Here is a 19,922-nt window from a genome sequence, read left to right as displayed (position 1 = left end):
GCTGCCGCAACTCCGTCTTTGTGGTCCTGAGCGGACAATCTTGAGCGTGCCATATCCACGCTAAGCGACACAGTACATGTGTTTGATTCTATCCGAGGCCACCGACATTCGCCTGCGGACGAGACCCGGCCCCGGCCGGAGATCATGACGGCGGTCCGCACGCCCTCGACGCGTCGACCAGGAGGAGGGCCACCCGCCGGCGCAGTCTGGACCCCGGCCGGCGAAAGCGCGGACCTACCGCGCGGCGGACACCCCGGGGACCCGCTCCTCCAGGCCCCACGCCGACCCGTACCCGGCCGGCTCGGCAGCGGCGAGCAGCTCGAGGAAGGGCACCGCATCGAAGGCCTCGGGCGACAGCACGCCGGACCCCGTCCACACTCCCGTCGCCAGCAGCTCGAGGGCGACCACCGGGTTCACCGCCGTCTGCCAGACCACGCACTGGGCGCCGTACTCGGCCATCGACCATTCGTTGTCGATGACGTGGTGCAGGTAGACCTCCCGCGGCGCACCGTCCTTGCCGAGTCCGGTGACGAGCAGACCCGCGCAGGTCTTCCCGCGCATCCGGCCGCCGAGCGTCGCGGGGTCGGGCAGCACGGCGGCCACGACGTCGCGCGGGCTGACGTCGACCGCGCCCGGTGCGGCGGGGTGGGCCGACTTGACCCGCACCGGCGTCGTCCGGTCGAGACCGAGCAGGTGCAGCGTGCGCAGCACCGCGATGAACTCGCGGCCCAGGCCGTACTTGAAGGTCACCTTCTTGGCCTTGAGGAAGCGCGGCATCAGGAGCACCTCCTCGTGCTCGACGTGCACGCACTCGACCGGGCCGATGCCACCGGGGAAGTCGAAGATCTCCGGCTCGAAGAACGGCGTCACGGTGTACCACCCGCGGTCCGCCTCCCAGATGACCGGCGGGTTCAGGCACTCCTCGATCGTCGTCCAGATCGAGAACGACGGCGCGAACATCGGCACACCGTCGTCGTCGAGCACCTCGAGGTTGGCGCCGTCGCGGGTGCCGAGCTCGTCGACCTCGCTGAACAGGTGGTCCACGGCATACCGTGCGAACACGTCCGACAGCCCCGGCTCGACGCCCATCCCGAGCACCGCGAGCCGCCCCGCGTCCCGCCACCCGCGGTCCGCAGCGAACTGGTCGTCGCCGAGCTTCACGCCGGTCAGCTCGTGGGGCCGCTCCGGGTGCGGGTGCGACAGCGACGCCGCCATGTCGAGGTAGTCCGCCCCCGCCGCGAGCGCGCCGGTGAACACGGACATCACGAACCGAGGGTCGACCGCGTTGAGCACGTGCGTGGCGCCGTGCTCGAGGGCGAGCGAGGTGACCGCCGACGGGTCGGAGGCGTCGACCCGGGCCGCGACGAACCGCGGCGCCACCGGCGCGGTCAGGTCCCGCTCGTTCGCCGCCTTGGCCGTGCGCTCGGCGCGGACGAGGTCGTAGTCCGCCACCACCATGAGCTCGAAGAACGCGCGCCGCGCGGCGATCCGGGCGACCGCGTCACCCACGCCACCGCTGCCGACAACCAAGATCCGCACGACGAACTCCTTCTCGAAACGAGGACCAACCGGGCACCAGGACGGCGACCGGTGCGCCTAGGACAGGGCTGACGACATCGCGGCCGCCCGACGCCGTCGGACCGCCGCGATGAGCTGCACGGCGAGCACCAGGGCGAAGGCGAGGAAGAACATCATCGAGCCGATGACGTTCGCCTGCGGGGGGATGCCGCGGGTCGCCGAGACGTACACGAACTTCGGGAACGTCGTGAAGCTGCCCGAGTTGAAGTTGGTGATGATGAAGTCGTCGAAGCTGAGCGAGAACGCCAGCAGCGCGGCGGCCGCGATCCCGGGCACGAGCAGCGGGAACGTCACCTTCCAGAACGCGAGCCACGCCGACGCGTACAGGTCCGCGGCGGCCTCCTCGAGCTTCGGGTCCAGGCTCGCGACGCGCGCCTTGACCGTCACCACGACGAACGAGATGCAGAACATGATGTGCGCGATGACGACCGTGCCGAACCCGGGCTGGACCCGCACCGCCAGGAACTGCGCGAGCAGCGCCGCACCCAGCACGACCTCGGGCGTCGACATCGGCAGGAAGATCAGCAGGTTCGCCCCCGCGCGCCCGCGGAACCGGTACCGGACCAGCGCGATCGCGATCAGGGTGCCGAGCACCGTGGCCACGGCGGTGGCGATCACCCCGACCAGCAACGAGTTGACCAGCGACTGGCACACCTGCGGCGCGCCGCACGGGTTGCGCCAGGCGTCGAGCGAGAAGCCTCGCCACACGAGGTTCGACCGGCCGGCGTCGTTGAACGAGAACGCGATCGTGTAGGCGATCGGCACCATCAGGTAGGCGAACGCGAGCGTCGCGAAGACCGGCACGATGGCATCGCCCAAGGACCAGGCCCGACGACGACGACGCGCGGGCGCCTCCCCGCCGGGCAGGACGGCCCGGGCGCTCATACGAGGTCCTCGGTCCCGGCGCGCCGGACGTAGAGCCCGACGAGGATGAGGATCGCGACCATGAGCACGACCGACAGCGCCGACGCCGTCGGGTAGTCGGACACCCGGAAGAACCGCGAGTCGATCACCTGCCCGATCATCGACGTGCTCACCGGGTTGCCCAGCAGGCTCGAGTTCACGTAGTCGCCCGACGCCGGGATGAAGGTCAGCAGCGTGCCGGACACGACCCCCGGCATCGACAGCGGGAGCGTCACGCGCCAGAACGTGTTCAGCCCGCTCGCGTACAGGTCACCGCCGGCCTCGATCAACCGGATGTCCATGCGCTCGAGGCTCGCGTAGATCGGCAGCGCCATGAACGGCAGGAAGTTGTAGGTCAGACCGGCCACGACGGCAAACGCGGTCGCCGTCAGCCGGCCGTCCTCGGGCATGAGGTGGAGCCACTTCAGGGCGGTCACCACGAACGCGTCGTCCGCCAGGATCTGCTTCCACGCGACGGTCCGCAGGATGAAGCTCGTGAAGAACGGCGCGATGAGCAGCACCAGCAGCAGGCCCTGCAGCAGGGTCTTGCCGCGCACCTTGATCGCGATGACGTACGCCATCGGGTAGCCGATGAGCAGGGCCGCGAAGGTGGCGATCAGGGCGAACGCGAACGACCGGACGATCTGCGGCCAGAACGCCGTGATCGCGTCGGGGTAGTTCTGCCAGTGGAACGCGGGCTGGAACTGTCCCACGTCCCCCCCGGGGACCGGCACGTACAGCGACGTGGCCAGCAGGGCCACGACGGGCAGGATGAAGAACACGACCAGGTAGGCCAGGCCCGGCAGGAGGAGCAGGTACGCGCCGCTGCGGGCCCGGCGCGTGGGACCGGCCGCGAGCGCGGGCCCGCTCGCCGGGCCGACCGAAGCCGCGTTCTCGCTGCTGAGAGCGGCGGCGATGCTCATGCGAGGTCCACACCGTCCGACGCGTCGTCGGCGCCGTCGAGCCCGAAGGTGAAGCCCGGCGCCCAGGCCAGCCGCACCCGGTCCCCCACGGCCGCGCTCGCACCCCCGGCGAGGTTCTGCGCGAACACCCCGAACGTGCCCAGGCCCGGGACCTCGACCTGGTACTGCGTGCTCACCCCGGTGAACGACACGTCCGAGACGATGCCGGGGCCGATGACGTTCGCGTCGTCCGGCAGGTCTTCGCTCGCGGGGAGCAGCAGGACCTTCTCCGGCCGCACGCCCACGAGCACCGACCCGTCCTGGCTGACGGCCCGCGCCTGCGGCACGACGACGCGGGTACCGGCGACGTCGACCCCCACCCACCCGTCGCGCACCTCGCGGACCGTGCCGGGCAGCAGGTTGGACTGGCCGAGGAAGTTCGCCACGAACGCCGTGCGCGGTAGCTCGTACAGCTCGGCGGGTGAGCCCATCTGCTCGATCCGGCCCGCGTTCATCACCGCGACGGTGTCGGCCATGGTCATGGCCTCCTCCTGGTCGTGGGTCACGTGCACGAAAGTCAGGCCGACCTCGATCTGGATGCGCTTCAGCTCGACCTGCATCTGGCGGCGCAGCTTGAGGTCGAGCGCACCGAGCGGCTCGTCGAGCAGCAGCACCGCGGGGTTGTTGACCAGCGCCCGGGCGAGCGCGACCCGCTGCTGCTGGCCGCCGGACAGCTGGGCGGGCTTGCGATCCGCGAGGTGCCGCAGCTCCACGAGGTCGAGGCCCTCCCCGGCGCGCGCGACGGCGTCGGGCACGTGCTTGCGCCGCAGCCCGAACGCGACGTTCTCCAGGACGGTGAGGTGCGGGAAGAGCGCGTAGCTCTGGAACACCGTGTTGACCGGACGCTGGTACGCCTTGCGGTCCGTGACGTCCGTGCCGCCGATCGAGATCGAGCCGGACGACGGCTGCTCGAGCCCGGCGACCATCCGCAGCGTCGTGGTCTTGCCGCAGCCCGACGGGCCGAGCAGGGCGAAGAAGGAGCCCGACGGGATCGTCAGGGTCAGGTCGTCCACCGCCAGGAACGAGCCGAACGCCTTCGTCACCCGCACGAGCTCGAGGTCGGCCCCCGAGTCCGACGTCGAGCCGCTCACCTGCGGGGTGGCCGCCGCGTCGGGGCCGGCGACGCCCAGCGCCATCAGGCCCCCACGGCGGTGAGGAAGTCGCCGTTGTACTTGGTCTCCTCATCGGGGGTGAGCGAGCGGAACACGAACGACTTCGCGAGCGTGGCGCTGTCCGGGAAGATCAGCGGATCCTCCATGAGCTCGGGGTCGACGTCGGCCATCGCCTCCTGCGCGCCCTGGACCGGACAGATGTAGTTGACGTAGGCCGCGACCTGCGCGGCGACGGCCGGGTCGAAGTAGTAGTCCATCAGCGCCTCGGCGTTGGCCTTGTGCGTCGCGCCGACGGGAACCATGAGGTTGTCCGACCACAGCGTGCCGCCGGCGTCGGGCAGCGCGAACGTCCAGCGGTCGTCGTTCTCGAAGTTGATCTGGGTGACGTCGCCGGACCAGCCGATGACGGCGACCGCGTCGCCCGAGATGAGGTCCTCCTTGTAGGAGTTGCCCTTGACCTGGCGGATCTGGCCCGAGGCGATGTTCTCCTCGAGCACCGCGAGCGCCGCGTAGAACTCGTCGTCGCCCCAGGTGCCGGAGATGTCGACGCCCTGCTCGAGCATGATCAGGCCGATGGTGTCGCGCATCTCGGAGAGCACCTCGATGCGCCCCTTGTACTCGGGGTTCCACAGGTCCGAGACGCTGCGCATCCCGCCGGGCACCTTCTCCTTGGACCACACCACGCCGCCGAACCCGGACTGCCAGGTCAGGGAGTGCTTGCGCCCCGGGTCGAAGTCCACGGTCTTGAGGCTCTCGAGCAGGTTGACCGAGTTCGGGATCTTCGCGGCGTCCAGCTCCTGGGTGTAGCCCAGGCGGATCATCCGCCCGGCCATCCAGTCGGTCAGCGTGACGATGTCCTGGCCGATGTCCTGGCCGTTGGCCAGCTGCCCCTGGACCTTGCCGAAGTAGGTGTCGTTGTCGTCGATGTCCTCGGCATAGTGCGCGGTGATGCCGGACTGCTCCTGGAAGCCGTCCAGCGACGGGTAGCTCTGGGTGGCCTCGTCGTAGTCGAGGTAGAGCGTCCAGTTCGCCCAGTAGACGTTCTTGTCCGTGGCCGAGACGTCTTTGCCCGCGGCGCCCCCCGAACCCGAACCGCTCCCGCTCGGGGTGCCGCCCGTTCCGCACGCGGCGAGCAGGGCCCCGACGCCGGCCATCCCCGCGGCGCCCGCCAGCACGCTGCGCCGCGACACGGAGCCGCGCTGGGATTGCCGGGCCTGCTGGACGAGGGCGCGGATCAGCGGGTCGGCGGGGAGGTCCTGCGCACGGGTCATCGTCGGGCTCCGGTCTCGAGTCGAGAATCTCGCGCGGCAGAACGCACCACGCCGTAGAGGGGATGCTGACACTCGAACCCCGTGAGCACAAGGGATTTCGTGGCTGACATCACAGTTAGCAACGAAAATGTTGCACGATCGGAACATTCGCAGCCGGATACGTCATCTGCGTCGCACGCCGGAAACACGCGCAGTCCCCGCGCGCGCTCACCCCGCGCCCTCTCGCACCCCGCGCTCAGCCCGCGCTCACCCCGCGAGGTTCGTCATGACGTGCTTGATCCGGGTGTAGTCCTCGAGGCTGTACATCGACAGGTCCTTGCCGTACCCCGAGTGCTTGAACCCGCCGTGGGGCATCTCCGACACGAACGGGATGTGCGTGTTGATCCACACGACCCCGAAGTCGAGCGCGCGGGACATCCGCATCGCGGTGCCGTGGTCCTTCGTCCACACCGAGCTCGACAGCCCGTACTCGACCGCGTTGGCCAGGGCCACGACCTCGGCCTCGTCGGTGAAGGTCTGGACCGTGATCACCGGGCCGAAGATCTCGATCTGACTCACCTCGTCGTCCTGCCGCAGCCCGTCCACGACCGTGGCCTCGTGGAAGAACCCCGTCGTGCCCTGCCGGCTCCCCCCGGTGAGGATCCGTGCGTGGTCCGGCAGGCGTTCGAGGAACCCCTGCACCCGCGCGAGCTGGTTCGCGTTGTTCACCGGCCCGAACGCGACGCCCGCCTCGTCCGGCGCCCCCGTGCGCTGCTCGGCCGCCTGCTCCGCGAGCGCCGCCACGAAGTCGGCGTGCACCGAGGCGTGCACGAGCACCCGGGTCGCCGCGGTGCAGTCCTGCCCGGCGTTGTAGAACCCGCCGGACGCGATCCCCGCCGCGGCCGCCGCGAGGTCCGCGTCGGCGAACACGATCACCGGCGCCTTGCCGCCGAGCTCGAGGTGAACCCGCTTGACGTCGTGCGCGGCGCTGCCGGCCACCTCCATGCCGGCCCGGACCGAACCGGTGATCGAGACCATGTCGGGGATCTGGTGGTCGATCAGCGCACGCCCGGTGTCCCGGTCCCCGCACACCACGTTGAACACGCCCGCGGGCAGGAACTCCGCGACGACCTCGGCGAGCAGGAGCGTCGAGGCAGGCGTGGTGTCCGACGGCTTGAGCACGACCGTGTTGCCCGCCGCGAGCGCGGGGGCGATCTTCCACACGGCCATCATCAGCGGGTAGTTCCACGGCGTGACCTGCCCGCACACGCCGATGGGCTCGCGCCGGACGAACGAGGTGTGCCCGGGCAGGTACTCCCCCGCGCTCACCCCCTGCAGGATACGGGCCGCGCCGGCGAAGAACCGGAAGTGGTCGCTCGACGGCGGCAGCTCGTCGCTGGCGGTCAGCGCGAGCGGCTTGCCGGTGTTGCGGGACTCGACCGTGACGAACTCGTCGGCGCGGGCGTCGATCGCGTCCGCGATCTGGAGCAGCGCGCGCTGCCGCTCCCCCGGGCTCGTGTCGCGCCAGCCCGCGAAGGCGCGCTTCGCCGCCTGCAGCGCGCGGTCGACGTCGTTCGCGTCCGAGACCGGGGCGGTGGCATAGGCCGCGCCGGTGCTCGGATCGACGATCTCGGCGGTGCGTCCCGACGCGGCGTCCGCATACGCACCGTCGACGAAGTTCTGCAGGGGGGTCAGTGCCGTGCTCATGGCGGTCACAACGATCTCCTTCGAACCGACCGGGCTGTCGCCGGGTGGACGCCCGCGGTTCGAGGCTAGTCGAGATCGACCCGAAATCAACGGTTCCTGCAATCCAGAACGCCGAAATCAGCAGTCAAAACCCCGCTCTACCGCGAAATCACTTGCGTTCGGCCCGTTCACAGGACACCATCGTGCGATGACCACCCGCTCGCGCGCCTCCGCGACCGTCCCCCTCGATGCCACCTCGAAGGCGATCATCGAACAGCTCCAGGAGGACGGGAGGCGCGCCTACGCCACGATCGGCAAGGCCGTCGGCCTGTCGGAGGCCGCCGTCCGCCAGCGGGTCCAGCGCCTGGTCGAGTCCGGCGTGGTCCAGATCGTCGCGGTCACCGACCCGATGCAGGTCGGCTTCACCCGGCAGGCGATGATCGGGATCAGGTGCGAGGGCGACCTCGAAGCCCTCGCGGACACGCTCGCCGAGATGCCCGAGGTCGACTACGTGGTGATCACCGCGGGCGGCTTCGACGTCCTGGTCGAGGTCGTGTGCGAGGACGACGAGCACCTCCTCGAGGTGCTCAACACGAAGATCCGCACCCTGCCGGGCGTGCACGGGACCGAGACCTTCGTCTACCTCAAGCTCCGCAAGCAGCTCTACAACTGGGGAACCCGATGAGCACTGCAGCCCACTCCGTCACTCCCGCCGGCACGCCGCGCGACGACGCCGCGCGCCGTCACCTGTGGGGCCACTTCACCCGGCAGAGCAGCTGGGACCACGAGGTGCCCACGATCGTGCGGGGGCAGGGTCACCACATCTGGGACGACACCGGTCACCAGCTCATCGACGGGCTCTCCGGGCTGTTCGTGGTCCAGCTCGGGCACGGGCGCGCCGACCTCGCCGAGGTCGCCCGCAAGCAGGCCGAGGAGCTCGCGTTCTTCCCGCTGTGGTCCTACGCGCACCCGAACGCCATCGACCTCGCCGAGCGGCTCGCGCAGCACGCACCCGGCGACCTCAACCGGGTGTTCTTCACCACCGGCGGCGGCGAGGCGGTCGAGACGGCCTGGAAGCTCGCCAAGCAGTACTGGAAGCTGCAGGGCCAGCCGAACAAGCACAAGGTCGTCTCTCGCGCGATCGCGTACCACGGCACCACGCAGGGTGCGCTGTCCATCACAGGCATCCCCGGGATGAAGGCGCCCTTCGAGCCCCTGGTCCCCGGTGCGCACAAGGCGGCCAACACCAACATCTACCGTGGCCCGGCGGAGCTGCGCGACGACCCGAAGGCCTTCGGCCGCTGGGCCGCGGACCGCATCGAGGAGGCCATCGTCTTCGAGGGCCCCGAGACCGTCGCCGCGGTGTTCCTCGAGCCCGTGCAGAACTCCGGCGGCTGCTTCACCGCGCCCCCCGGGTACTTCGAACGGGTCCGGGAGATCTGCGACCAGTACGACGTCCTGCTCGTCTCCGACGAGGTCATCTGCGCGTTCGGCCGGATCGGCGACATCTTCGCGTGCAACGACCTGGGCTACGTGCCGGACATGATCACCTGCGCCAAGGGCATGACCAGCGGGTACTCCCCGATCGGCGCGATGATCGCGTCCGACAAGCTCTTCGAGCCGTTCAAGTCGGGTTCGACGACGTTCTACCACGGGTACACCTTCGGCGGTCACCCGGTCTCCGCGGCCGTCGCGCTGGCCAACCTCGACATCTTCGAGCGGGACGGGATCACCGCGCGGGTCCACGAGAACGCGCCGATCTTCCGCCGCACGCTGGACAAGCTGCTCGACCTGCCGATCGTCGGTGACGTGCGCGGCGACGGCTATTTCTACGGGATCGAGCTCGTCAAGGACAAGGTCACCCGCGAGACGTTCAACGACGAGGAGAGCGAGCGGCTGCTGCGGGGGTTCCTGTCGAAGGCGCTGTTCGACGCCGGCCTGTACTGCCGCGCCGACGACCGGGGCGACCCCGTCATCCAGCTCGCCCCGCCGCTCACGTGCGGACCGGCCGAGTTCGACCAGATCGAGCAGATCCTGCGCGGTGTGCTCAGCGAGGCGTGGACCCGCCTGTGATGATCAGCGGATGACGGACGCACGTCGCCTCTCCCTCTGGCTCGACCAGGTCGCCGACGACGGGGACCACCTCACCCCCCGGCCCCCGCTCGAGGGAGACACCGAGGCCGACGTCGTCGTCGTCGGCGCCGGCCTGACCGGGCTGTGGACGGCCTACTACCTCACGGAGGCCGACCCGGAGCTGCGGATCGTCCTCGTCGAGCGGGAGTTCGCCGGCTTCGGTGCCAGCGGTCGCAACGGCGGCTGGTGCTCGGCGCTGTTCCCGGCGTCGGCGTCGGCGCTCGCGCGGGACCACGGCGCGCCGGCGGCGAACGCGATGCGGGCCGCGATGCGGGACACCGTGGTCGAGGTGGGTGGGGTCGCCGCCTTCGAGGAGATCGACTGCGACTTCGCCTACGGCGGCACCTTGCGGCTCGCGCGGTCCGCGGCCCAGCTCGAGCGCGCCCGGGCGGAGGCCGACGAGGCCGCGCACTGGGGCGACGACCTCGAGCTGCTCGACGCGGCCGCAGCCCGCAGCCGGCTCGCGGCGACCCACGTGCTCGGCGGGACGTTCACCACGGACTGCGCGCGGGTCCAGCCCGCCCGGCTGGCCCGCGGCCTCGCCCGCGTGGTGGCGGAGCGCGGCGTCCTCATCGCGGAGGGCACGACGGCGTTGCGCCTGTCGCCGCGCGCCGTGGTCACCGACCACGGCACCGTGCGTGCGCGCCACGTCGTGCGCGCCACCGAGGCCTGGACCTCGCAGCTGCCGGGCAGCCGCCGCGACGTCATCCCCGTCTACTCGCTGATGATCGCGACCGAGCCGCTGCCGGCCGAGCTGTGGGACCGGATCGGCCTGGCGCGCGGGGAGACCTTCTCCGACCACCGGCACCTGGTCATCTACGGCCAGCGCACGGCCGACGACCGGATCGCGTTCGGCGGCCGCGGGGCCTACCACCGCGGTTCACGGATCGACCCGGCGCTCGACCACCCGGAGCGTGTGCAGGCGCACCTGCGCCGCACCCTCGTCGAGCTACTCCCCGAGCTCGCCGAGACCGCGATCACCCACGCCTGGGGCGGGCCGCTGGGCATCGCGCGCGACTGGCAGGCGAGCGTGGGCCTCGATGCGCGCACCGGGCTCGCCTGGGCCGGCGGCTACGTCGGTGACGGACTGGCGACGACCAACCTCGCCGGTCGCACGCTCGCGGACCTGATCACCGGCCACGACTCACCCTTGACCCGGCTCCCCTGGGTCGACCACCGCTCGCCGCGGTGGGAGCCCGAGCCGGCGCGGTGGCTCGGGGTCAACGCCGGGCTCGCGGCCGCTGTCGCTGCCGATGCCGAGGAGCGGCTGACCCGCAGACCGAGCGGGCTCGCCCGCGTCCTGGCCCGGCTGACCGACCACTGACCCCCGGGGGTCAGCGCTGGGCGAGCAGCTCGTTCGTCCGCGCGCGCGCCCAGTCCTCGGCCGCCAGCAGGTCCTCGAGCGTGAGGCCGGCCGACCGGCCCGCGCCGTCATGCTCGCCCAGCACGGCGGCCACCGTGTCGACGATGTCGAGGAACCCGATCCGCCCCGCCAGGAACGCCGCCACGCACTCCTCGTTGGCCGCGTTGTAGACCGCCGGGTGGGTCGCCGACGCCGCGATCGCCGCACGCGCCAGGCCCACCGCGGGGAAGGCCACCTCGTCGAGCGGCTCGAACGTCCAGGCACGCGCGGAGGTCCAGTCGCACGGTGCGGCGACGTCGTCCAGCCGCTCGGGCCACGACAGCCCGAGCGCGATCGGCAGCCGCATGTCGGGCGGCGAGGCCTGGGCGATCGTCGAGCCGTCCACGAACTCGACCATGGAGTGCACCACCGACTGCGGATGCACCACGACGGTGATGTCGTCGGTCGGCACCCCGAACAGCAGGTGCGCCTCGATCAGCTCCAGGCCCTTGTTCATCAGGGTCGCCGAGTTGATCGTCACGACCGGTCCCATCGACCAGGTCGGGTGCGCGAGCGCCTCGCGCGGAGCGACCTCCTTGAGCTCACCGCGCGTCCGGCCCCGGAACGGACCGCCGGACGCCGTCAGGATCAGCCGGCGGACCTCCGCATGCGTCCCGGACCGCAGGGCCTGGGCGATCGCGGAGTGCTCCGAGTCGACCGGCACGATCTGGTCGGGGCGCTGGAGCGCCGCGGCCACGAGCGGACCGCCCACGACCAGCGACTCCTTGTTCGCCAGCGCGAGGGTGGTGCCGGCCCGCAGCGCGGCGAGCGTCGGCCCGAGCCCCACCGACCCGGTGATCCCGTTGAGCACGACGTCGCAACTGCGTCCGGCCAGCTCCGTGGCGGCGTCCGGCCCGACGAGCACCTCGACCCCCGCCGACGTGCGGCCGGAGGCGAACGCGGCATCGGCGAGGGCGGAGAACAGCGCCGGGGCGGCCGCCGGGTCCGCGACCGCGACCGTGCTCGCCCCGAGCGCGACCGCCTGCCGGGCCAGGGCGACCGGGTCGGCACCACCCGCGCTGATCCCGGTCACGGCGAACCGGTCGGGGTGGCGGGTGATGACGTCGATCGCCTGGGTCCCGATGGACCCGGTCGACCCGAGCAGGACAACGCTGCGCTGGCTCATCCGCGCATTGTGCCCCGCCGACGCGTGCGGCGGGGCACGACCACTAGACCCGGACGGACTCCGGCTCGGGCACGTCGTCGGGCACGCCCAGCGCAAGCACGGGCGCGTCGTCGACCACGGCGAGCTCGTACGTGTGGTCGAACGGCAGCTCGTTCATGTCGAGCAGCGGGTTGTCATCCTGGGTCGCCACCAGCTCATGGGCCTCTTCGAGCGTGTCGACGCTCGGCATCGAGCCGGGCAACGGCCGGTTGGCCGACTCCCGCAAGAAGTAGATCGCCACCGCACCGATCGCCGAGGTCGCCATCAGGTAGTACGCCGGCATCATGTCGTCGTCCGTCACCACGATCAACGCGTCGATGATGAACGGCGCCGTCCCGCCGAAGATGGCGACCGCGAAGTTGTACGCGATCCCCATGGCCCCGTAGCGGCTCGCCGTCGGGAACAGCGCCGGCAGAGCCGAGGCGATGTTGGACACGTAGAACGTGACCGGGAACGCGATCAGCCCCAGGCCGAGCAGGGTCGACCAGATCTCACCCCGGCCGATCAGCAGGAAGGCCGGCACCGAGAGGACGACCGCGCTGAACGACCCGATCCAGAGCACCGGACGGCGCCCGATCTTGTCCGAGAGGCGGCCCGCCAACGGGATGCACACCGACATGAGCACCAGGATCGGGATGGTCAGCAGCGTGCCGTGCACCTCGTCGTAGCCGAGCGTGCTCGTGAGGTAGGTGGGCATGTACGACGTGAGCGCGTAGCCGACCGTGTTCGCCGCGGCCACGATGACCATCGCGACCATGATCATGCGCCAGTAGGCCTTGAAGATGCCGATCGGGGTCTTGAGCGCGGCGTCGTCCTGCGACGTGGCGGTCGCCGTGGCGGCGGACTGCGCGTCGAGGGTCGCCTGGAAGGCCGGCGACTCCTCGATCTTCATCCGGAAGTAGATCGCGATCAGGCCGAGCGGTCCGGCGATCAGGAACGGCAGGCGCCAGCCCCACTCCTCCATCGCGGGCTGCCCCAGGGTGAGCTGCAGCACCGACACCAGCGCGGCGCCGATCGCGAAGCCCAGGTAGCTGCCCATGTCCAGCAGGCTCGCCACGAAGCCGCGGCGGTTGTCCGGCGCGTACTCGCTGACGAACGTCGTGGCCCCGGCGTACTCGCCACCGGTCGAGAAGCCCTGGACCAGCTTCGTGGCCACCAGGAGCACCGCGGCCCAGATGCCGAGCACCCCGTAGCCGGGCAGCAGCCCGACGACGAAGGTCGAGGCAGCCATGATGATGAGGGTCATCGCCAGGACCTTCTGGCGACCGATCTTGTCCCCGAGCCAGCCGAAGAAGACCCCACCCATCGGTCGGGCGATGAAGGTCGCGGCGAAGGTCCCCAGCAGGAACAGCGTCTGCACGGACTTGTCCGCCTCGGGCAGGAACACCGGGCCCATCGTGGTGATCAGGTACCCGAACACACCGACGTCGTACCACTCCATCGTGTTTCCCACGATGGTGCCGCCCAGCGCTTTGCGCAGCATGGGCCGATCCACGACGTTCACGTGCGAGACCTTGAGCCGGCGACGGTGAAGTCGCGGTTTCCTGGACTTTTCGACGGTGCGCTCGGCACCATTCTTCGAACCGGACGTGCTTCTGCCAAGGGGCATATGAAGTTCTCCTGCACGGGTCAGGTCGTCACCACACAGGGCTGCGCACGGAAGAAGGAATCCATCTCGGCGCAGGCCGCAGGCGTCAGCGAAGGTCTTTCGACTCAGCGCGGAGTATTCCGCGCCCGAGGGGCATCAGATCAAATAGAGGAGCCCTAGGAAACCTTCACAAAGACTGGACGGCCGGCCGCTGGATGATCCAACGGCCGGCGTCACAGTGACAACTAAGTAAAGACTATACCGCGTCGAGGTCAGTTTCGAGAATCCGCACGAGTGAATCGAGGATTCCCTCGGCCCCCTCACCTTCTGCACGGAGCACGACGACGTCGCCGTTGGACGCCCCCAGGCTCATGAGGGACAGGATGCTGGCCGCGTCCATCGCATCCTCCTCAGGGTCGCTCTCGAGCGCGATCGTGACGTCGATCGGCACCTCCCCGACGGCTTCCGCGAAGATCGCGGCGGGTCGGGCGTGCAGACCGACGCGGCTGGCGATCGTGGCCTTGCGTTCGAACATGTTTCCTCCGGCGGTGGGTTGGGCGGGTAGGACGAGGCTACTGAGATGCGGCCCGTCAGAGGCCGAGGGCGTCGAGGATCGGCAGGCCGGCCCGCACCTGAGCCCGGGCCTGCGTCGCGCTCGGTGCCGCGAGGGCGAGTCGGGCGAGCTCCTTCGCCTCGTCCAGGCTCACGCTGCGCAGCACCGTCGCGACCGCGGCCAGCGCGCGGGGGGTCATGGAGAGCGTCGAGACCCCCAGCCCCGCGAGAACCACGGCGAGCGCCGGGTCGGCCGCGGCTTCCCCGCACACCCCGACCGGCTTGCCGTTGCCCTCGGCGACCGAGCCCGCAACGGTGAGCCCGATCAGCATGAGCACGGCCGGCTGCCACGGGCTGTTGAGCGCCGCCAGCGGGCCGAGCTGCCGGTCCGCCGCCATCGCGTACTGCGTGAGGTCGTTCGTGCCGAGGCTGGCGAACGCGACCTCGCCCAGGATCGACGCCGAGGTCAGGGCCGCGGACGGCACCTCGACCATGACCCCGGGGGTCGTCAGTCCGGCGGCGGAGCACATCGCGGCGAAGTGCGCCGCCTCGTCGACGGTCGCGATCATGGGGGCCATCACCCACACGTCCGCGGTCGTCCCCTCCGCCGCGGCCGCGATGGCCGCCAGCTGGCGCTCGAGCACGCCGGGCGACGTCCAGTCCGTGCGGTATCCACGGACCCCGAGGGCGGGGTTCGGCTCGCTCGCGTCGGTGAGGAACGGCAGGGGCTTGTCCGCGCCGGCGTCCAGCGTCCGGACCACGACCTTCTTGCCCGCGAAGGCCTCGAACACCCCCCGGTAGGCGGCGATCTGGTCCTCGGCCGACGGCTCGAGGTCGCGACCGAGGAAGCAGAACTCCGTGCGCAGCAGGCCGACCCCCTGGGCACCCGCGGCCGCGGCCGCCACGGCGTCCTTGGCTCCGCCGACGTTGGCCAGCAGCGGCACGCGGTGGCCGTCCGCGAGCCGGCCGTCGCCGTCGAAGACCGTGAGCGTCGCGGCAGCCGCGGTCCAGGCCTGCGCGGCGGCGACCTGGTCGGCAGTCGGCCCGACGTGGACGGTCCCCGCGGCCCCGTCCACGTAGACCACGGCGCCGTCGACGAGCGCGTCGACCCCGACCGCCGCCACGACCGCCGGCAGCCCCAGGGCCCGCGCGATGATCGCGGTGTGCGACTGCGGTCCGCCCCCGGAGGTCACCAGCGCGAGGATCTTCGCCGGGTCCAGCGTTGCGGTGTCCGCCGGAGCCAGGTCCTCACCCACCAGGACGAAGGGCACGTCGGACTGCGGGATCCCGGGGGCAGGCACCCCGCGAAGCTCGGCGACGAGCCGGGCCCGGACGTCGAGGACGTCCGTGGCCCGGTCCGCCATGTAGCCACCGAGGTTGTGCAGCATCTCCGCCACGGACGCGCTGGCATCCCAGACCGCCCGCTCCGCCGTGGCGCCACCGTTGATCAGCTTGACCGCGGACTTGAGCAGCATCGGGTCGACGGCCATCTGGGCGGTGGCCTCGAGCACGGCCTTGGCGTTGCCCTGGGCGACCTCCGCCCGGCGCTTGAGCTCGGCCTGGACGGATGACGCCGCGGCCCGCAGCGCGGCCACCGCCTCGTCCGCCGTCGTCGAGGCCGGTCGGCTCTGGCCGACCGGGGGCTCGCTGACGGGTCGGGGCATCTGCCGGACGGTGCCGATGATGCGTCCGGGGCTGACACCTACTCCTGAGTAGCTCTGCACAGCGCGTCCTCCTTCTTGTGCGGGCGGCGAGCCGAACCGGCCGAGCTCGACCGGTTGGTCAGGCGGAGACCAGGGCCGGCTCCTCGGTCGACGCCTCGTCCTTCTTGACCGCGAGCCGCTTCAGGGCGATGACGGAGGCGGCGGTGATCACCGTGCCGATCGCGATCGACAGCAGGAACATCGCGACGTTGCCGATGGCGAAGAAGACGAACACCCCGCCGTGGGGCGCCTTCGACGTGACGCCGGACGCCATCACCAGCGCGCCGGTCGTGGCGGCACCGAGCATGCACGACGGGATCACACGCAGCGGGTCGGCGGCGGCGAACGGGATCGCGCCCTCGGAGATGAAGGACGCACCGAGCAGCCACGCGGCCTTGCCGTTCTCACGCTCGGCCAGGCTGAACAGCTTCTTGTCGACCGCGGTGGCCAGGGCCATGCCGAGCGGCGGGACCATGCCGGCCGCCATCACCGCGGCCATGATCTGCCACGGCGCCTGGTTGTCGATCGTGGCCGCACCCAGTCCGGCGACGGCGAACGCGTAGGCGACCTTGTTCACCGGGCCACCGAGGTCGAACGCCATCATGAGGCCGAGGATGATGCCCAGAAGGACGGCCGAGGTACCGGTCATGCCGGTCAGCCAGGCGTTGAGCTCCTCGGTGAGGTAGGCGATCGGACCACCGAGCACCAGGAACATCAGGCCGGACGCGACGATCGAGGCGACCAGCGGGATGATCACCACGGGCATGAGCGAGCGCAGCCAGCGGGGTGTGTTCAGCCGCTCGAAGCTCTTGGCGACCACACCGGCGAGCAGACCACCGACGATGCCGCCGAGGAAGCCCGCGCCCATGAAGCCCGCCACCGAACCGGCCACGAACCCGGGGGCGATCCCAGGACGGTCGGCGATCGCGAAGGCGATGTACCCCGCCAGCGCCGGGACCAGGAAGCTCATCGAGAGCGCCCCGATCTTGAACAGGACCGCGCCGAGGAAGTAGACCAGTCCCTCGGGGGGCAGGTCGACGAGGGTGAATCCCTTGACCACGTCGTCGGCGGTGGTGCCGAGCGCGATCTCGTAGCCGGCCAGGAGGAACCCCAGCGCGATCAGCAGACCGCCACCCGCGACGAACGGGATCATGTAGCTGACGCCGGTGAGCAGGGCCCGCTTGAGCTGCTGACCCAGGTGCTCGCCACCTTCCCCGGTCTGGGCGGACTCGGCCTCGAGGCCACCCGTGACGCGGCGCGCGTTCGGGTTCTCGGCCGCGGCCAGCGCCTCAGCGATCAGCTTGCCGGGCTCGTCGATCCCCCGCTTGACCGGTGCGTTGACGACCGGCAGCCCCACGAACCGCTCCCGGCCGCGGACGTCGACGTCGACGGCGAAGATGACGGCATCAGCCGCGGCGATGACAGCCGGGTCGAGCGGCGTGAGGCCGGCCGAGCCTTGGGTCTCGACCTGGAGCTCGACGCCGAGCTTGCGGGCGGCTTCCACGAGGGAGTCGGCCGCCATGTAGGTGTGCGCGATCCCGGTGGGGCATGCGGTGACGGCGACGAGGCGCTTGACCGAGGGCGACGACGACGACGCCGCCGTACCCGCGTTCGCGCTCTCTGCGACCGGCGCGGCGTGCGGGCCGGCAGCGACGGTGGCCGGAGCCGGGCTGACGACGGCCGTCACGAGCTCGACGACCTCCTCCGGCGTCCGTGCCTCACGGAGCGAGCCCGTGAACGCGGGCTTGAGCAGCGACCGGGCCAGCTTGGCGAGCAGCTTGAGGTGCGCCTGGTCGGCGCCTTCCGGCGCCGCGATGAAGAAGACGAGGTCCGCGGGGCCGTCCTTGGCACCGAAGTCGACCGGCGGGTCCAGCCGCGCCATCACGAGCGTCGCCTCGGTGACCGCCGTCGAGCGGCAGTGCGGGATGGCGATCCCGCCGGGGAGCCCGGTGGCCGTCTTGGCCTCACGTGCGAGGGCGTCCGCGTACAGTCCCGCGACCTCGGTGGCGCGGCCGGACGTGACGACGAGCTCGGCGAGGTGCCGAATGACTTCTGCCGGCTCGGAACCAAGGTTCCGGTCCAGGGCGACGAGCTGTGGGGTGATCAACGCAGTCACTGGTCATCCTCCAATGGATGGGTGGCGAACACCGTCACGGTGACGGCGTCAGGGTTGGTCTGGTTTAGGGCCGGGACGGTCGATCCCGGCATCGAGGCGGCGGCAGCGCCATGGGCGGCCGCCTGGCGCAGGCACTGCGGCGGGGTGGCGCCGGTGAGGTGACTGAGCAGATAGCCCGCCAGAGCCGAGTCCCCCGCACCGACGGTGCTGCGGGCCACGATCTTGGGGCTCTTCGCGAGCCAGCTTCCCTCGGCGGTGACGAGCAGTGCGCCCTTCGAGCCGAGGGTGGCGAGAACCGCTCCGACGCCGGCGGTGACCAGCGTGCGGGCGGCACCGGCGGCCAGGAGCGGGTCTGCTTCCAGGCTGTCGGCATCCGAGATCCCCGTGAGCTCGGCCAGTTCTTCCGCGTTCGGCTTGAGCAGGTCTGGCCCGGCAGCGATCGCTGCCGCGAGGGGTGGGCCGGAGGAGTCGATGGCGACCTTGGGTGCGGCGGCGCCGTAGCGTCGCCGCAGCTCGCTGGTCACGGTGGCGTAGAAGTCCGCCGGGAAGCCCGGCGGCAGCGAACCGGCCAGCACGAGCCAGCTGGCACCCGCGGCCTCCCGCAGCACCAGCTCGACCAGGTCGGCCTGCTGCGCGGTGGTCAGCTCGGGGCCGGGCTCGTTGACCTTGGTCGTGGTGCCGTCCGCCTCCGTGATCGCGACGTTGCTGCGCAAGGTCGCGCCGATCGGCAGGCCGAGGTGCGGGATCTTCTCGGCGCGCAGGGCGAGCAGCACCGGGTCCTCGTGGTCACCGGGGAGCACCGCGAGGCTCTTGACCCCCGACGCCTCGAGCGCGCGGCAGATGTTCACGCCCTTGCCGCCCGGCTCCTGGTGGGCGGCCAGCGCCCGCTGCACCTCCCCGCGCGCGAGCGGCTGGGCCAGCTCGATCGTGCGGTCGAGGCTCGGGTTGGGGGTCAGGGTGATGATCATGCGATCACAATCTCGACGTCGGCCGCGTCAAGTGCAGCGGCGAGCTTCGGGGAGGGCGGTACATCCGTGATGAGGGTGTCGATGTCGCGGAGCGCGGCGAACCGCACGAGGGTCTCCTGGTCGAGCTTCGAGGAGTCGGCCAGCGCCACGACCCGACGTGCGGAACGCACCATCGCGGTCTTGACGGCGGCCTCGACGGTGTCGGGGGTGCTCAGGCCGAACTCGGCATCGATGCCGTTGGCCCCGATGAACGCGATGTCGACGCGCAGCGCCTCGAGCTGGCTCGTCGTGCTCGCCCCGACGATCGCGCTGGTCAGGCCGCGGACCCGGCCGCCGAGGATGTGCAGCTGGATCTCGTCGTTCCCGACGAGGAGCGCCGCGATCGGCAGGGCGTTGGTGACCACGAGCAGCTGGTCCCCCGGGCTGGACGGTGTCCAGGCCATCAGACGATCGGCGAGCCGAGCGGTGGTGGTGCCGGCGTCGAGGATGATCGACGCCGTCCGGCTCGTGGGGACCAGGGCCAGGGCCGCGGCGGCGATCCGGGACTTCTCGTCCTGCCGCTGGGTCTGCCGCTCGGCGATGCTCGGCTCGGACATGCTCAGCCTGCTCATGGAGACCGCACCGCCGTGCACGCGGCGCAGCTGGCGGACGTCCTCAAGGGTGTCGAGGTCGCGGCGCACCGTCTCGGGGGTGATGCCGAACCGTGCGGCCAGATCGCTGACCGTCACGCGGCCGTTGTCGGCCACCAGTTCGGCGATGAGCAGCTGTCGCTCTTCTGCGAACACGAAGCCTCCTCGACATTGA

General features: G+C 71.0%; 16 protein-coding genes. 3 read left to right on the top strand and 13 right to left on the bottom strand.

Annotation, left to right across the window (positions count from 1 at the left end; all coding sequences use genetic code 11):
- Window positions 1-234 precede the first annotated feature (234 nt).
- The 6 genes from EUA98_RS06950 to EUA98_RS06925 all read right to left on the bottom strand — a co-directional run bounded on the left by EUA98_RS06950 (window position 235) and on the right by EUA98_RS06925 (window position 7,512).
- Window positions 235-1,539 carry a saccharopine dehydrogenase family protein gene (locus EUA98_RS06950; RefSeq protein WP_130101946.1) on the bottom strand — a complete coding sequence of 435 codons (1,305 nt, stop codon included), beginning with the start codon at window positions 1,537-1,539 and terminating at the stop codon, window positions 235-237.
- 57 nt (window positions 1,540-1,596) lie between these two features.
- Window positions 1,597-2,463, bottom strand: a complete 867-nt coding sequence (locus tag EUA98_RS06945; protein ID WP_130101945.1) for an ABC transporter permease — start codon at window positions 2,461-2,463, stop codon at window positions 1,597-1,599.
- Window positions 2,460-3,404, bottom strand: a complete 945-nt coding sequence (locus tag EUA98_RS06940; RefSeq protein ID WP_130101944.1) for an ABC transporter permease — start codon at window positions 3,402-3,404, stop codon at window positions 2,460-2,462. Before EUA98_RS06940 ends, EUA98_RS06945 begins: the two co-directional genes overlap by 4 nt.
- On the bottom strand, window positions 3,401-4,579 hold the full coding sequence (locus EUA98_RS06935) for an ABC transporter ATP-binding protein (protein WP_130101943.1): 1,179 nt from the start codon (window positions 4,577-4,579) through the stop codon (window positions 3,401-3,403). Before EUA98_RS06935 ends, EUA98_RS06940 begins: the two co-directional genes overlap by 4 nt.
- On the bottom strand, window positions 4,579-5,826 hold the full coding sequence (locus EUA98_RS06930) for a polyamine ABC transporter substrate-binding protein (RefSeq protein ID WP_130101942.1): 1,248 nt from the start codon (window positions 5,824-5,826) through the stop codon (window positions 4,579-4,581). The genes EUA98_RS06935 and EUA98_RS06930 overlap by 1 nt, the downstream gene beginning before the upstream one ends.
- Before the next feature lie 246 nt (window positions 5,827-6,072).
- Window positions 6,073-7,512: a gamma-aminobutyraldehyde dehydrogenase gene (locus tag EUA98_RS06925; protein ID WP_130101954.1), complete on the bottom strand. Its 1,440-nt coding sequence runs from the start codon at window positions 7,510-7,512 to the stop codon at window positions 6,073-6,075.
- A 187-nt stretch (window positions 7,513-7,699) separates the two neighbouring features.
- On the opposite strand from EUA98_RS06925, the gene EUA98_RS06920 reads away from it, so the two are divergent.
- From EUA98_RS06920 to EUA98_RS06910, 3 genes are read left to right on the top strand one after another with little or no spacing between them, the layout of a single operon-like run.
- Window positions 7,700-8,176: an Lrp/AsnC family transcriptional regulator gene (locus EUA98_RS06920; RefSeq protein ID WP_130101941.1), complete on the top strand. Its 477-nt coding sequence runs from the start codon at window positions 7,700-7,702 to the stop codon at window positions 8,174-8,176.
- Window positions 8,173-9,564, top strand: a complete 1,392-nt coding sequence (locus tag EUA98_RS06915) for an aspartate aminotransferase family protein (RefSeq protein ID WP_130101940.1) — start codon at window positions 8,173-8,175, stop codon at window positions 9,562-9,564. Before EUA98_RS06920 ends, EUA98_RS06915 begins: the two co-directional genes overlap by 4 nt.
- A 10-nt stretch (window positions 9,565-9,574) precedes the next feature.
- Window positions 9,575-10,948 (top strand): NAD(P)/FAD-dependent oxidoreductase, encoded by a 1,374-nt coding sequence (locus tag EUA98_RS06910; RefSeq protein ID WP_130101939.1) that lies wholly within the window; start codon window positions 9,575-9,577, stop codon window positions 10,946-10,948.
- A 10-nt stretch (window positions 10,949-10,958) separates the two neighbouring features.
- Here EUA98_RS06910 and dxr read toward each other — a convergent pair whose 3' ends face one another.
- From dxr to EUA98_RS06875, 7 genes are all read right to left on the bottom strand, one after another.
- Window positions 10,959-12,152, bottom strand: coding sequence for a 1-deoxy-D-xylulose-5-phosphate reductoisomerase (gene dxr / locus EUA98_RS06905; protein WP_130101938.1), 1,194 nt, complete (start codon window positions 12,150-12,152; stop codon window positions 10,959-10,961).
- A gap of 43 nt (window positions 12,153-12,195) precedes the next feature.
- Window positions 12,196-13,800: an MFS transporter gene (locus EUA98_RS06900; RefSeq protein WP_130101937.1), complete on the bottom strand. Its 1,605-nt coding sequence runs from the start codon at window positions 13,798-13,800 to the stop codon at window positions 12,196-12,198.
- A 235-nt stretch (window positions 13,801-14,035) separates the two neighbouring features.
- Window positions 14,036-14,314 carry an HPr family phosphocarrier protein gene (locus tag EUA98_RS06895; protein ID WP_130101936.1) on the bottom strand — a complete coding sequence of 93 codons (279 nt, stop codon included), beginning with the start codon at window positions 14,312-14,314 and terminating at the stop codon, window positions 14,036-14,038.
- 55 nt (window positions 14,315-14,369) lie between these two features.
- Entirely contained in the window at window positions 14,370-16,055 is a 1,686-nt protein-coding gene (gene ptsP / locus EUA98_RS06890) for a phosphoenolpyruvate--protein phosphotransferase (RefSeq protein WP_130101935.1), read from the bottom strand.
- 58 nt (window positions 16,056-16,113) lie between these two features.
- Complete coding sequence (locus tag EUA98_RS06885; RefSeq protein ID WP_130101934.1) at window positions 16,114-18,150, bottom strand: PTS fructose transporter subunit IIABC; 2,037 nt, start codon at window positions 18,148-18,150, stop codon at window positions 16,114-16,116.
- Window positions 18,147-19,118: a 1-phosphofructokinase family hexose kinase gene (locus tag EUA98_RS06880; protein ID WP_130101933.1), complete on the bottom strand. Its 972-nt coding sequence runs from the start codon at window positions 19,116-19,118 to the stop codon at window positions 18,147-18,149. Before EUA98_RS06880 ends, EUA98_RS06885 begins: the two co-directional genes overlap by 4 nt.
- Entirely contained in the window at window positions 19,115-19,903 is a 789-nt protein-coding gene (locus EUA98_RS06875; RefSeq protein ID WP_130101932.1) for a DeoR/GlpR family DNA-binding transcription regulator, read from the bottom strand. The genes EUA98_RS06880 and EUA98_RS06875 overlap by 4 nt, the downstream gene beginning before the upstream one ends.
- Window positions 19,904-19,922 lie beyond the last annotated feature (19 nt).

The organism is Pengzhenrongella frigida (assembly GCF_004168625.1).
GTDB lineage: Bacteria > Actinomycetota > Actinomycetes > Actinomycetales > Cellulomonadaceae > Pengzhenrongella > Pengzhenrongella frigida.
The sequence above is the reverse complement of the archived record's forward strand: the minus strand, read 5'-3'. Positions and strand labels throughout refer to the sequence as shown.

Coding starts and splice junctions, on each gene's coding strand:
- EUA98_RS06930 (WP_130101942.1), bottom strand. CDS start 5,826: ATGACCCGTGCGCAGGACCTCCCCGCCGACCCGCTGATCCGCGCCCTC.
- dxr (WP_130101938.1), bottom strand. CDS start 12,152: ATGAGCCAGCGCAGCGTTGTCCTGCTCGGGTCGACCGGGTCCATCGGG.
- EUA98_RS06920 (WP_130101941.1), top strand. CDS start 7,700: ATGACCACCCGCTCGCGCGCCTCCGCGACCGTCCCCCTCGATGCCACC.
- EUA98_RS06935 (WP_130101943.1), bottom strand. CDS start 4,579: ATGGCGCTGGGCGTCGCCGGCCCCGACGCGGCGGCCACCCCGCAGGTG.
- EUA98_RS06915 (WP_130101940.1), top strand. CDS start 8,173: ATGAGCACTGCAGCCCACTCCGTCACTCCCGCCGGCACGCCGCGCGAC.
- EUA98_RS06940 (WP_130101944.1), bottom strand. CDS start 3,404: ATGAGCATCGCCGCCGCTCTCAGCAGCGAGAACGCGGCTTCGGTCGGC.
- EUA98_RS06900 (WP_130101937.1), bottom strand. CDS start 13,800: ATGCCCCTTGGCAGAAGCACGTCCGGTTCGAAGAATGGTGCCGAGCGC.
- EUA98_RS06925 (WP_130101954.1), bottom strand. CDS start 7,512: ATGAGCACGGCACTGACCCCCCTGCAGAACTTCGTCGACGGTGCGTAT.
- EUA98_RS06895 (WP_130101936.1), bottom strand. CDS start 14,314: ATGTTCGAACGCAAGGCCACGATCGCCAGCCGCGTCGGTCTGCACGCC.
- EUA98_RS06945 (WP_130101945.1), bottom strand. CDS start 2,463: ATGAGCGCCCGGGCCGTCCTGCCCGGCGGGGAGGCGCCCGCGCGTCGT.
- EUA98_RS06880 (WP_130101933.1), bottom strand. CDS start 19,118: ATGATCATCACCCTGACCCCCAACCCGAGCCTCGACCGCACGATCGAG.
- EUA98_RS06910 (WP_130101939.1), top strand. CDS start 9,575: ATGACGGACGCACGTCGCCTCTCCCTCTGGCTCGACCAGGTCGCCGAC.